The organism is Bradyrhizobium sp., assembly GCF_049586575.1.
Classification (GTDB): Bacteria; Pseudomonadota; Alphaproteobacteria; order Rhizobiales; family Xanthobacteraceae; genus Bradyrhizobium.
In genome coordinates this window covers 1-12,887 of record NZ_JBAVCF010000222.1, presented here as the reverse complement: position 1 = coordinate 12,887, position 12,887 = coordinate 1, and the positions used below count along the sequence as shown (strand labels likewise).

Genomic DNA, 12,887 nt, shown 5'->3' with positions numbered 1-12,887 from the left:
CTTTGGAACTTATCTGGTCCGGACGCACATTCAATGATAGCGGCGCGGCCCGCGCACAAGCAATCGGCTTTTGTTCGGACGGACGAGTCTTATTGCACCAACCTTCACGGAACAAACAATAAGGGTGAGTTTCCGAAGCGTCACAATTATCTGTTTTCTCTGTGAACGACTCTCTGACAAATAGCTGCACCGCTAACCTGTAAATCGACAGCTTCGTCATCGACGCCTATCCTGACACTCACGTCGGGCCGCGCAAGTAAAGCGTTTCACGGCTATTCTGGAGGTAATCAAATCATCCGGACCTTGCAGGTCAATTTAAACTCGCTAAATTCACTAATGATTGACGGGGCACAACAATGTGGAGTGCTACTATGTCTAAGCAGAAGTTTGAACCCGGAAATCAGGTTGCGCGCGGAAGAGGTCGCCCACCCGGTAGCCGCAACAAGGTGCCGCGCCTGTTGCAGGACTTGATCGTGCAGGCCGCGGGAATGACCGGCCATCCACGGTCGGAACGGGTCCAGGATACCGACCGAGCGGGCAAACCGCTCTTCGGAATGCGGAACAAACTCGATGCCAACGGGCAAGCCGATCAAGGACAAGTACGGCAACGCCAAGCGCGAGCGATGCCGAGACAAAAACGGCAAGCCTATTCCGATCATGAAGGAGGAGCGTGTTTTTGACGGGGCTGAGGGCGTGCTCGGCTATCTGCGCCATCTAGCGGAGGAGCATCCAAAGGAATTTTCCCGTATGCTGACTCGCGTGCTGCCGTGGAACGTCAGGGTGGCGCCCGAAGAAGACGATCAGGACGACAACGAGCACCAAACTTTAGAAGAGGTGTTCGATCAACTGGAGAGTCGCGGAGTACAGGTCGATTATCTTTTCACGGAACTGCTGGCGAGACGGCGCGAAAAGAAGTTGGGTTTGCCCGGGCCGCCCAACGTCAGAGATGTCACAGATCGAAGCTCGTTACAATGAAGAGGAAGGAGACGACGAATCGGATCGTTACAATTAGGTCGGCGCGGCGTTCATTCCCAAAGCACGTCCATGGCGATACTGCGGAACGTTGCGAACATGGACGCTTGCGGCGCGGGTAACAACTCAGTGCGGAAACAAACCGCACCGGAAACCGGTGTTGTTGCCAGTTACCATTCTTAAATGGCCATCAAGCTGAGCAGGTCTACGACTCAGCTTGACGGGATCGATTCCGCCAGCAGTTCTTCAGACCCGACGCAAGATCATTGGAAGAGACCGCCGCCTCCGGCGTGGCGAAGGTGAACCACTCCATAGAGCGGGTGCTCGGGATCATTCCACTCATGAGGTAAGCTCGACCGGTCCATAAATCGCTCATCGATCGTATTCCACCGCTGCCCGGGGCAATACCTATGTAAATGGGCAATGAGATTGCTCTCAAGCCTGTACGCTTCCGCGTCGGATCGAGCGGATACAATCACGCGCTCAACCATGGTCGAGCCGGCGCGGACCGCCTCGACCAGCTTGCGATGCAGCCGAGGAGATTGACGGGCGGTCCGCCCGCCGCATCGAAGAGCGGAGCACTTGGCCTCAATCAGGTGCACAAAAAGAACGTGTTCCTCGACCTTTGCCGATGTATCGCAAGCTGCCGTCTACTAGGATCGCGGAAACCTAGGCTTTGTTATTTGAACCCTCTACTAAGTTCCCACTCCTCTCGCACAGCGTGGCCACAAAGCTCAGCAGACCATTAAAGCTTTATTAACCACGTGGGAGGCTAATGGGTCAGCCTCAAGCTCCGGGGAAGCGACAAGGCATGCGCGTATTGCTGATTGAAGACGATAGCATTACCGCGCGATCGATCGAGCTGATGCTCAAGTCCGAGAGCTTCAACGTCTACAGCACCGATCTGGGCGAAGAAGGCATAGATCTCGGCAAAATATACGACTACGATGTTATACTTCTCGACCTGAATCTTCCGGACATGTCGGGCTTCGACGTACTGCGCAAGCTGCGCATCTCGAAGGTGACAACACCAATCCTGATCCTCTCCGGGCTCGCCGGCATCGACGACAAGATCAAAGGTCTCGGCTTCGGCGCCGACGACTACATGACCAAGCCCTTCCACAAGGATGAATTGGTCGCGCGCATCCACGCTATCGTCCGGCGCTCTAGAGGGTACGCGCAGTCAGTCATCAACACTGACGATCTGTGTGTCAATCTGGATACCAAGATGGTCGAGATCGCCGGCGCTCGCGTGCATTTGACCGCCAAGGAGTATCAGATGCTGGAACTCTTGGCGCTGCGCAAGGGTATGACGCTCAGCAAAGAAATGTTTTTGACCCATCTCTACGGCGGCATGGACGAACCGGGCATGAAGATCGTCGACGTATTCATGTGCAAACTGCGCAAAAAGCTCCTCAGCGCATCTGGCGGCAAGGATTACATCGAGACGGTCTGGGGACGCGGCTATGTCTTGCGCCAGCCGCCCGAGGTTAGGGTAACTATTTCTGCCTAAGTTTGCCCGGTAGCTCGCTCAGATTACGCCAAGGCGAGATAGGTGGCCGGACGTGCGAAGCGATCCAAACCCATGTTGCCCAAGAACAATTCAACCGGACTCCCCCTCATAATAGAGATATACGCGAGCGCCTCCCATTGGCGTCGCTGACGATGAAGCACGCGGGGCGTTCCTCCACGGACCCGGGCGGCAGAAAGCGGCGACGGGCCACTAGACCGTGTTAGCCCGGTTCCATTCCGTGTTTCTTTATTACTGGAGCCGCCGCTGGCGAGGTGAGAAACTTGACTAAATCTCTCGCCGCCGCTGGCTGTTTTGCTCCACTGTGGATGCCGGCTGAAAACACCGTGACCTGTTGAATGGCCGCCGGCAGCGGACCAACGTAATCGATGCCGGGGGAATGAATAAGTTCGCTGACCTGCTGAAAGCCAAGCTCGACTTCGCCGCTCGCGATGATGCTGCCAACCGTTACGCCGGACGGCGTCTGCTTCAACTTCGACTTGACTTGCTCGGCGATGCCCATGCGTTGGAACAATTGCTCCAGATAAACGCCGCTGGCACCGGTCGAATAGCCAACCGATTTGACGGCCAGCACGTCTTTTTCAGCGCAGCGCTCGAACTGATGTCTGGTTTCGGGGCCCCGGCGCGCACCGCCACGCCAATCCCTGATTTCATCAGGTCTGCCTTGCTTCCCTTGACTATCTTTCACTGCTGCACAAGGGCATCGATTTCGGGACCTGGAACCGTCACAATATCGTAAACCTCGCCTGCGGCTATTCGCTTCTTTATGTCTACCGTTCCCGACCACTTTGCGACCACCTTATGCCCAGAATCCTTCTCGAACTCTGGGATTAGTTCAACCAGAGTCTCCTTGGTCGCGCCCGCACCAAGGATTTTAATTTCTGCGGCATTCGCCGCTTGGCTTAGGAAAAGGCCAGCCGCCACAGCGATTGTGAGTCCGAGTTTCATGTAAATCCTCCCAAATCCAGTGGTGAACAGTTGGAACGGGCGTGTTCCGGAGCGTGTGTGTCGATTCTTGAGGCGTCGCCCGGACTATTGCGTATGCGCGCTAAACTCAATTTAACTTGCATCCAGCGGAGGCTTCTATGCTGCTAGTTCTAATCCGACATTCCCCAGATGACATGCCTTTTCGGTGTCATGGTGTCCCCCCGGGTCACATTGACAATGCGGACCGTGGGTAAAACTCGGGACAGAGAGACGATTCTCCGCGGATGTTGCCGATTTGCCATAGTCAGGCCCACAAACCTTAGCTTTTTTCGCCATCAAGGCGCACGTCTCCTGTCGCTTGCTCTCGAACACAGTACGGTCAACCGCCTCAAGCTGGCGCGGGCGGCGGCTGTGGCCGCAGTTCCGCGATCAGCCGCAAAATCTCTTGGAACATTTGCCGTGGGATGGCGACTTCGGCCATCTGGAAGACGACGTAGCGGCCGTGGCTGGCGACCTTTGCGCCGGTCTTGATCAGCTTCTCCTTCAGGCTCGTCAGTGACCAGTCGTTGATCGGCTCGGGCGTCGCCAGCGTGCGCAAGAAATTGCCGAGATTGTAGGCGAGCGCATGAAGCTGGAGCCGCACGGCGTTGGCCGTGAACGTCCGGCACGACAGCCGCGTCCACTTGATCGCGCCCTTGCCTTCCTTGATCCATTGCTCGCATGTGCCGCGCTTGTTGTAGAAGGCAACGACGCGCTCGGCCGGGCGCGACAGGTTGGTGACAATGAAGCCGACGCGCGGATAAAGTTCGCCCGGATGCCACTCGACCTTGGCGATTACTCGGCGCGGCTTGGTCCAGCTTCCCGCCTGATAGGTGAAATTGGCATGGAACCGACGCGCTTCGTTCGGCGGTCGCCCGACTGGCCGCTTCAGCAGGTAGCCGATCCGATCCTGTAGAATCCGGTTGGCCGGAAGCCGGATCGCATACTTGATCCGCTCGGCTTCCACGAACTCATAGACATCAGGGTTAGCGAAGCCCGCGTCGGCGCGGAAATAGATGCGCGAGACCTTGCCCCGGTAACGCGCCACGACCGGGTCGAGCACTTCCTTCCAGCAGTCCGCGCTGTGCACGTTGCCGGGACGCAGAGCGCAGCGTTCCAAATCGCCGAACTGATTGAACACAAAAAGCGGATCGTATCGGGTGCCTTTGCATGGGGCCCTGCGATATAGACCGTGATCTGAGGGATTGGTTTTTGGAATCTAATGTCAATTTCGTACTCGTCCGCATCGAATCGCCTCGGATCAACCGTTGAGCGCCCCGGCACGAGCCGCACGAAGTCGGCTGCAAAGTCGGCTATTGTCCCCGTACGGGCGGCGAGGAGGAGTTTCTCGAATTCGGTGCCAAAGTCTGCGTTCCATGTCCTCGAACTTGCACGCAACCGTCGATACCGCTCGATGATTTGTGGAGCATTGCGCGCAGTACCTGCGGCGTTCACCGCAATGAGGAGATTTGCAGCATCGCTATCCGACATTTCGGCCGCCGAATTTCCGCGGCCTCGAGTCGCTATTAACCCGGCCTCAAGGCTGCCGCCATCGGTAAAAAGTTCCGATGGAAAATTGGCCATGCACCATCGGTAATTCATTCCGATGGTAAGTCTTATCATCGGTAAAATGTTCCGATGGGCACGACAATCGTCAATTGGAAAAATTACAAATGGCACCTTAACGGACAAGCCGAGAGAGGCCTGTATAGGCGCACGGCCGTAAGAGAATATTGGCCACAGGCCGCGCAACTCGTCGATTATTTTCTCGTTATTTAATTAGGCAACTCAAATGCACTTCGCCACCGCGATCTCAAGCGGAAACTCGTCGACCACTTCATGGCCCTTGTCGGTGACGATGAAGGTGTGGCCGAGGAAAATGCCGAACAGGCCGTCCGGTGTGATCGGGTTGGGCTCGGCCATGATCACCATGCCGGCTTTCAATATTTGCTCGAAGTCTTCGGCGGCGACGTGCTCGGCGACGACGTGGGGCTTGTCGGTGACGAGATCGATGCCGTGGCATTGCGTCGGCCGCGACTGGTAGCCATTGTCGCGGAAGAACTTGCTGGCGAGCCGCATATTTTCCACCGGTTTGCCCGGCGCGATCTCGGCAACGATGCGGTGGTAACCCGGCAGCGTCACGTCGTGCCAGAATTTTTTCACCATCTCGGTCGGTTCGCCGACGCAAATGGGCGAGCCGACCTGCGCGGTGTAGCCGCGATAACCCGCAGCCAGCTCCATGTTGATGATGTCGCCCTTTTTCAGCACACGCGATGACGGCCGCGGATTGCCGAAAATCAGCGCCGGATTGTCCATCGGCGTTGAGCCGATGATCAAAAAGTCGATATCGCCGCCGCCCTCCAGGATCGCCGCGCCCGCGGCGGCGCGCAGCTCATACTCCTTCACGCCCGGCGCGGCGCGCGCCACCATGGCGTCCATGGCGTTCTTGCACAGCACGCCCGCCTTGCGCACGCAGTCGAGTTCTTCGACGCTGTGGATCGAAAGGAGCTCGTGCAGGAAGCCCTTGGTGAATACCAGTTCGGCATCGGGCAGGTTGTCGCGCAGCACGTGGTACTGATTGACCGGCATGTAGTCGCCATGGCGCGGGTCGATTTCCATCAAGCCGATGCGGCCGCGCTCGAGTTTAAGCTCGCGGATGCGCTCGACCATGATGTCGGCGTAGCGGCCGCTGCGGCTGTGGCGCACGTCCTTGACGGCGACCTCGACCTGGCGGCGCACCGCTTCGGCGTGCGTCCCACCCATCGAATAGATCATGGTCGGCTCGCCTTCGAGCGGCACCAGAACGTAACTCGACAGCGCGTGCCATTCCCAGTGACCGGTCAGCCACAGCATGCCGCCGCCGAAACTCCAATGGCTCGGGCCGCCCGGCACGATCACGACATCGAGCTTGTCCTCGCGCATCTTGGCGCGCAGCGCGCGATAGCGGCGCTCGTATTCGGCCTTGGAGAATTGCTCCCACACCGCATCGCGGTAGTACGGCGTGTCGCGCATGTTGGCGAACGGCAGCGACTGGTCGAGCTTGCCGCGCACCGCCTCCCACGGCTGCGGACCGATGCGTGGCGGGCGGATTTGGGTGTTCATGGGGGCATTCCTGTGAAGATTGGCGGTGGGGGTGACACGGACGATATCTCATGGGTGCGGCGCGTTCCACACCCGGGCGGCACATCATGTCACACCGGCCGGCGCTGTGCGCATCGGCAAGATCATTTATGCTGGCCGACACTGCGGACTTGCAATTTCCGGGGTGCTCGTATGGCAATTCCTCGCCGGGTCTTCATCGGCCTCGCCGGTGCCGCCGCGCTGGTGCGGCCGGCTTTCGCCGCCGACAAGGTCACCGCTGGCACGCTCGGCGGCCAGGCGCCGCTGTGGCCGTTCTATATTGCGACCCACAAAGGCTTCTTCACGGCGCAAAACCTCGACGTCGAAATCAGCTTCGCGCAAAGTGGCGCCGCGGTCACCCAGCAGCTCACAGCCGGTTCGTTCGATGTCGCGCTCAGCGTAGGCATCAACGATCCGATTCACGCGATTGACAAGGGTGCGTCGGTCGCGATCGTCCGCATCGTCGGCAATGCCGCGCCCTATGTGCTGATCGGCAAGAAGGGCCTCAAAACCATCGCCGACCTGAAAGGCAAGACGGTCTGCATCGGCTCGGCGGCCGACATGACGACGATTTATTTCAAGCGCATGGCGGCTGCCGGCGGCCTGAAAGACGGCGATTACACCGTCCTCTCCGCCGGCGTTGGCGCCGCGCGTTATGCAGCCCTTAAGGCTGGCGTCGCCGATGCCGCCGTGGTGCTACCGCCGGTCAACTTTCAGGCCGAGAAGGCGGGCTTCGTCACCATCGCATTCGCGCCGGACTATGTGAAGGACCTGCCGTTTACCGGCATGGCGGTATTCAAGCCGTGGGCGAACGCGCACGTGGAAATAGTCAAGCGCGTGCTGGCGGCGACCGATGCCAGCATCGCCTGGTTCGCGGATCCGGCGCACCGCAGCGAAGCCGTCGACCTTCTGGTTCAGACGGCACACGCGACCAAGGAAGACGCGGCCGCGAGTTATGACATGCTGCGCCGGGTCCGCTATTTCGAGCCGACCAGCAAAGTCTCACGGGCCAAGCTGCAGAATTTGATCAACGAGGAGCGGCGCTCCGGCAATATCGGGCCGACGCTGACGGCCGATCGCCTGATCTTGCCCGGCGTCACCGAGCTGACGGATTGAGCGCTCGCGTCAGCGCTTCACACGCACGCCGACACGCTCCAGGCGCGGCAGAACCTCGGCGCAGAAATACGGCACCTCGTCGAGGTAATTGACGAATGAAAGTCCGATGCCGCGGACGCCGGCTTGGCTGATGGTGGCCAGTTCGTCCGCGACTTTGTCGGGCGTGCCGACGAACGGATAGCCGCCCACCGCGTTGGAGGCGAAATATCGGCGCTTCGCCTCATACTCAGCAGGGGGAATGGTCTGCGGCGTGATGCTTTTGTTGGCCAGCATGCCGTCGATCGCGCCCCAATCGGCGTTGTCGATGATGGCGTGCTGATAATAATCGTCGGCTTCCTGTTGCGTCGGCCGGCAGATGACCTGGCCGACGGTGAACACTTCTATCTCGCGGCCAAGCCCGCGCGCCTGCGCCTTGATCTCCCTGACCTTGGCGGCATTGCCGGCGAGCGATTTGCGCGAACCCGCGGTTGCGACAAAGAACGCGTCGCAATTGCGGAGAGCGAAGGCCTGCCCGACATCGGACGAACCGGCGTTCATCATCAGTGGCTGCGTCCCGCCGTAAGGCTTTGGAAAGGCGCGGGCCGCCTGCAGATGCAGATATTTGCCGTCGAAATCGAAGGTGTCGTCGCGGGTCCAGGCCTGTTTGACGATGTCGACCCATTCCTGCGCGTAGTCGTAGCGTTCGTCGTGCTCGCGCTGCCGGACGCCGAACATGTCGAATTCGCCTTCGTTCCAGCCGCAGACGATGTTCATGCCCATGCGGCCCTGGCCGATGTGATCGGCGGTGACGAATTCCTTGGCGGCGATCAGCGGATGAAACAGCGGTGCATGCACGGTGCCGAACACCGTCATGTGCTTGGTGGCGCCCAGGAGGCCAACCGCCCAGGTGATGGTTTCGAGCGTCACGCCGTGAAAATCGGTGTCGCCCCCATAGCCTTTCCAGCGGGCGATCGGCAGCATGAAATCGAGGCCGGCGTCGTCGGCCATCCGCGCCAGCGCCAGGCAATCCTCCCAGCTCGCCGACCAGCGCTCCGGCACCTTGGTGGCCGAGCGGCCGGACGAGCAATTGGCGCCGAACAGGCCGATCTTGAGCGCATTGCCGTTATACATGGCGATGCGGTTTTGCATCGAAGCAGCAGGCGCCAGCACGTCATTCTCCGTGGTTATTCTGGGGTGGCATCTTAGCGTCATTCCGGGGCCAAGCGAAGCGAGGGACCCTGAATCCATAGTCACGATCGTTGCGGGAGTGGCCGGTGCGTCGAATTCCCCCTCGAACGATCGCTATGGATTCCGGGCCCGCGGGCTTGCGCCCGCGTCCCGGAATGACGCTTTAATTCCCCACATTGATCTTGCGCACCAAATCGAGCACCGGCGCGGGCGCTGCGTAAAGCCGGTCGATCAGCGCCTGCATTTCCGCGCCGCTCACCCGATCGACATCGAGATTGGCCTTCTTGGCGTCGGCGAGCAGTGCCGGATCGGCCATCATGGCGTCGAACGCGGTTCGCAGTTCGCGCACGCGATCCGCCGGCAAACCGGGTGGTGCCATCAGCGGCCACGCCAGCACGGAATCGGCGGAAAGGATTTGGATGGCCTCGCGGCCCTCTTTGGTCTTTGCCAAGTCGGTCGCGACCGGCGCGTTGGGCAGATCGGGCTTACCGGCGGTGAATTGCACCAGCACCTTGAGGGTGCCGTCGGTCAGCCATTGCGGCGCGCGCTGGCGGATACTGCCAACCGCCCAGCCGCAATAGCCTTCGACTTCGCCCTTCTGCAGCGCCAGCGTGATCTCGTTGCCGCCCGGATAGCCGGACACGATCTTGAATTTGGTGCCTGCAAGATCGTTGAGCGCCTGCGGATAGGTCTGCGTTCGCGAACCCGGGCCGGTCGCGCCGACCACGACCTGACGGGCCCTCGCATCGGCGATGCTGTTGACCGGAACGGTGTGCCAGACCACGCAGAGGAAATCGTCGCGCGAGCGGCCGCCGATCCAGGCGAATTGCCGGGCGTCATATTTGGCCTGCGGATTACCGAGGAGCGGCTCGATCACGGTGCCGCCGCCGATCACGCCGAGCGTCGTGCCGTCCTTCGGCGCGGTGTGAAACAGATTCATGGTCGCCACCATGCTGCCCGCGCCCGGCATGTTCTGCACGATGACGGTTGGATTGCCGGCGAGGTGCTGGCCGAGATGGCGCGCGAACAGCCGCGCCGTCGCGTCGTAAGTGCCGCCGGCCGAGAAGCCGACCAGAATGGTGATCTGCTTGCCGCGGTAGAAATCGTCGGCCCGTGAGGCGGCGAACGGAAAAACCGAGACGAAAAGAAGTGCGAGAGGGAGCAGGTATCGTCGCAAAGCTATCGCCCCCTTTATTTGCGGCGCGGTTTCTTCGCACCGCGTTTTGGCGCGGTTCGCTGCACCGCCATGGTTGGTCCGTCCGGCATCTCGGCCACGAGCCGACCGAAGCCCTGGACCGGCTGGCGCACATTGAGATGGCGCTGAATATCCCAGCATTGCGCCGGGATGGCGTGGACCACCGGAACGCCCAGGTCCTGTTCAAGCATGTCAACGATGTCGAGTGTGCGCCAGGCCGGTCCCAACATGTAGATCGCCTCGGCGCCGCGATGCGCCAGAAACTCGCTCTTGATGAAGCGATAGACCTCGAAGCTCGACAGTTCCTGCGCCTTGTCGAAATCCACGTCCATGCCGGCCATGGCGAGGCAGTCGAACCCGGCGTCGGCAAAATATCGCGCATAGATGCGGTTGATGTCGCCGCGAAAATAGGTGGCGCCAATGAAGCGGCGAACGCCGAGCGCGCGCAGCGCATCGACATGGCTGGTGCCGGAGGTGAAGATGCGGGTGTTGTATGTCTTCTGCCAGTCGCGGATCAGCGCCTGTTCCTTGTCGTAGCCGAGCACCATGAAGGACGGCGCGCCGGACGGGTTGACGACATCGCACCCGGCCTGCGCCAGCTCCGCGACTTTTTCCTCATAGGCGGGAATGACGGTCTTGAACTCGTCGACAGCGCCGCGGCGCACGTTGAGGATCAGCGGAATGACGCCGATCCCCTCCGGCAGCATGCGCACCAGATCCTCGAAGCCACCCGTACGCAATGTCGGCCGCACGATGCCGACGGTCCCACGCCAACTCGAAAACGCCATAGCTGCTCCAGTTGTTCTCGATACGCGCGATGGTATTGGGTTGCGAACGACCCTAACGGACGCTGATGGCTGCTATCTGTCAGGGTTCCCAGCCGAACAGTTTCCAGAATTCATTCGGAATGAGCCGGTTGATCGTTTCAATCTGGCCTCGCGTAAGCACAGTTTTCCATTCGGTGATCGAACCCAGGCGGCGATGGTAATCGACTCCCGGGTGTTCGTGAGACACATTTTCGCGGTCGAAAAACTGCACGTCGCCGCCATAATAAAGCAGCATCCGATCTAGGAATTGGTCCCTGTTGGAGATGAATTCTTCGAAAGTGGTAAAATGCACCGTCAGCTTTTCCCGCGCTTTAACCCAGCCTTCGATCCACCCGATCATGTCCGGCAGCCCTTCGATGACGAAGTCCAGCATGGTGGCGAAGCCGGCGCGCCTTCTCTCGCGCTCTGAGGGAAGCGTCAGGCCGGCATACAACCGAGCGTGCTCGGTAGCTGAAATCACCCACTGCCGTAGGTCGCGTACGTGGACGATGACGCTTCGCGCCCCGCTGGCGACCAGCAGCTCGATGTTTCGCGGGGACGGCTGCAAGTGTGTCACCGAGCAAGCGCCTCCTCTAAGATAATCCTCCAGCCACGGTGAAATGACGCGGACGTTTATGAGCGAATATTGGATCGTCGGCAGTCGGAAGCCGCTGAAAAAGATATGGCCCACGCTGGTGCTTGCGCTCTTGGGTTGGGTGACGAGCAACACCGATGGCAGACCTCGGTCGCGCGCAGTCCGCCGAAATCTTTGGACCGCGAGCTTCGCTTCCGGCGTCGGCCACGGTGGCACTACATTTAGGTCCTCGTGGTGGCCGGCTAGCTCGGAAAGATAATCGGCGATCTCGTCGTTTTTGTTGAGCGTATTTACGATCGAAGCGAAACGCTGGCCGAAATCTCCCACAACGGCGCGTAGCGGCGGTACCGGGTCCAACTCGAACGCTTGGCGCACGCAGTCATAAGCCTCTTGCAAGTCCTCTCTTTCGCAGGCGGCGATGCTAGCGGCCATCCAGGTTTCAGCATCGTTGGGCCACACCTTCACCGTCTGTCGCAAAACCCCCGCTGCTTTGGCCGGGTTGTTCGTCGCCAGATGGATCTTCGTGACAAACGGATGACTGCTGAGCGGGTGCGGCAATCCGTCGACAAAGGTGCGCCATTGAAGCGTGCCGAGCTCTCCATTCTCCGCCAACGAACTCAGCGCCGAGAGTACGGCCTTGGCGGTTGCTTTATCGCACGAGGTCGCCAGAAGCACTTGATCGACAGCGACCCGGCAGCTGCTCCATTCGCCGCGGTCCGCAAGGGCGCGGCCAAACTCGGCCCAGCCGCGCTGCGTTTGCGGATATCGCACGCACGCCTGCCACAGTGCCGCGTATAAAAACAAAGTCTCGCCGCCTCGGGCGTGATGGTCGCCGGCGCGCAGCAAGTCTTCCAGGCCGGACTGGTCTGCCAACCCTCGGCTTGGCAGAACCTGCAGCAGCCCGGGGAGTGGCGGACGTCCTGTTTTGTGCAATAGGGCGAGGAGTGCCCGGGTAAGATCAACGTCGTATGGATATGCGCGCAGTTCAAGATGCAGCGCGTGCTCCTGGAGAGAGTCGGGAAGTGGACTGTTGTTGCGAAGGAACAACTCGATGGCGCGCTGCACCAACCGCATATGATCGGATTGCAGGAGGAAGGAAAGCTGCTCTTCGGTCAGCGCATCTGCGTGAGCGAGCGCTTCAATCTGCGCCGTCAGATCGACCACTTTCTCGGTCGCGGCGGTAGGCGCATGTTCGAATTGCACGATCGCGACTCATATGACCTTGACCCTGCCCGCCTTCTATCAACTACCTAGCCGGGTAGAAAGCGCAACCTTGCACTATCAACTGTATGCGCCCGTCTGGTTGCATCGGCGAAATGTCGCAAACTACGCCGCCCCGAGCGACGCCAACAGCCGGCCATGCCCTTCGATCGGATCAGTTATGCCGAGCGCCTTGAAGGCGACGAAAAAACTGGCGTG

General features: G+C 60.1%; 11 protein-coding genes and 1 pseudogene. 3 read left to right on the top strand and 9 right to left on the bottom strand.

Annotated elements, in window-relative coordinates:
• Window positions 1–220: hypothetical protein (locus tag WB528_RS08630; RefSeq protein WP_423888001.1), on the bottom strand; the 220-nt coding region annotated here is incomplete at its 3' end.
• A gap of 350 nt (window positions 221–570) precedes the next feature.
• On the opposite strand from WB528_RS08630, the gene WB528_RS08625 reads away from it, so the two are divergent.
• Entirely contained in the window at window positions 571–975 is a 405-nt protein-coding gene (locus WB528_RS08625; protein WP_423888000.1) for a hypothetical protein, read from the top strand.
• Window positions 976–1,783: 808 nt separating this feature from the next.
• On the top strand, window positions 1,784–2,485 hold the full coding sequence (ctrA, locus tag WB528_RS08620) for a response regulator transcription factor CtrA (protein WP_423887999.1): 702 nt from the start codon (window positions 1,784–1,786) through the stop codon (window positions 2,483–2,485).
• A gap of 220 nt (window positions 2,486–2,705) precedes the next feature.
• Here the strand turns inward: ctrA and WB528_RS08615 are convergent, their stop codons facing one another.
• From WB528_RS08615 to WB528_RS08600, 4 genes and pseudogenes are all read right to left on the bottom strand, one after another.
• Window positions 2,706–3,191, bottom strand: a complete 486-nt coding sequence (locus tag WB528_RS08615; RefSeq protein WP_423887998.1) for a molybdate ABC transporter substrate-binding protein — start codon at window positions 3,189–3,191, stop codon at window positions 2,706–2,708.
• Complete coding sequence (locus WB528_RS08610; RefSeq protein ID WP_423887997.1) at window positions 3,188–3,451, bottom strand: substrate-binding domain-containing protein; 264 nt, start codon at window positions 3,449–3,451, stop codon at window positions 3,188–3,190. The genes WB528_RS08615 and WB528_RS08610 overlap by 4 nt, the downstream gene beginning before the upstream one ends.
• 367 nt (window positions 3,452–3,818) lie before the next feature.
• Window positions 3,819–4,631: pseudogene (locus WB528_RS08605) on the bottom strand (IS1380 family transposase); the annotation flags it as partial.
• 626 nt (window positions 4,632–5,257) lie between these two features.
• Entirely contained in the window at window positions 5,258–6,571 is a 1,314-nt protein-coding gene (locus WB528_RS08600) for a M24 family metallopeptidase (protein WP_423887996.1), read from the bottom strand.
• 171 nt (window positions 6,572–6,742) lie between these two features.
• Here WB528_RS08600 and WB528_RS08595 point away from each other — a divergent pair, with 171 nt between their 5' ends.
• On the top strand, window positions 6,743–7,705 hold the full coding sequence (locus tag WB528_RS08595; protein ID WP_423887995.1) for an ABC transporter substrate-binding protein: 963 nt from the start codon (window positions 6,743–6,745) through the stop codon (window positions 7,703–7,705).
• Between the two features lie 9 nt (window positions 7,706–7,714).
• On the opposite strand, the gene WB528_RS08590 is transcribed toward WB528_RS08595, so the two are convergent.
• The 4 genes from WB528_RS08590 to WB528_RS08575 form a co-directional block, all read right to left on the bottom strand.
• Window positions 7,715–8,854, bottom strand: coding sequence for an LLM class flavin-dependent oxidoreductase (locus WB528_RS08590; protein ID WP_423887994.1), 1,140 nt, complete (start codon window positions 8,852–8,854; stop codon window positions 7,715–7,717).
• A 181-nt stretch (window positions 8,855–9,035) separates the two neighbouring features.
• Window positions 9,036–10,049, bottom strand: a complete 1,014-nt coding sequence (locus WB528_RS08585; RefSeq protein ID WP_423887993.1) for a Bug family tripartite tricarboxylate transporter substrate binding protein — start codon at window positions 10,047–10,049, stop codon at window positions 9,036–9,038.
• Window positions 10,050–10,063: 14 nt separating this feature from the next.
• Window positions 10,064–10,855 (bottom strand): maleate cis-trans isomerase family protein, encoded by a 792-nt coding sequence (locus tag WB528_RS08580; protein WP_423887992.1) that lies wholly within the window; start codon window positions 10,853–10,855, stop codon window positions 10,064–10,066.
• A gap of 79 nt (window positions 10,856–10,934) precedes the next feature.
• On the bottom strand, window positions 10,935–12,671 hold the full coding sequence (locus WB528_RS08575; RefSeq protein ID WP_423887991.1) for a hypothetical protein: 1,737 nt from the start codon (window positions 12,669–12,671) through the stop codon (window positions 10,935–10,937).
• Between the last annotated feature and the right edge of the window lie 216 nt (window positions 12,672–12,887).

Bases quoted from the DNA above. Each gene is read 5' to 3' on its own strand.
- WB528_RS08600 (WP_423887996.1), bottom strand. From the start codon at position 6,571: ATGAACACCCAAATCCGCCCGCCACGCATCGGTCCGCAGCCGTGGGAG.
- ctrA (WP_423887999.1), top strand. From the start codon at position 1,784: ATGCGCGTATTGCTGATTGAAGACGATAGCATTACCGCGCGATCGATC.
- WB528_RS08580 (WP_423887992.1), bottom strand. From the start codon at position 10,855: ATGGCGTTTTCGAGTTGGCGTGGGACCGTCGGCATCGTGCGGCCGACA.
- WB528_RS08610 (WP_423887997.1), bottom strand. From the start codon at position 3,451: ATGAAACTCGGACTCACAATCGCTGTGGCGGCTGGCCTTTTCCTAAGC.
- WB528_RS08595 (WP_423887995.1), top strand. From the start codon at position 6,743: ATGGCAATTCCTCGCCGGGTCTTCATCGGCCTCGCCGGTGCCGCCGCG.
- WB528_RS08625 (WP_423888000.1), top strand. From the start codon at position 571: ATGCCAACGGGCAAGCCGATCAAGGACAAGTACGGCAACGCCAAGCGC.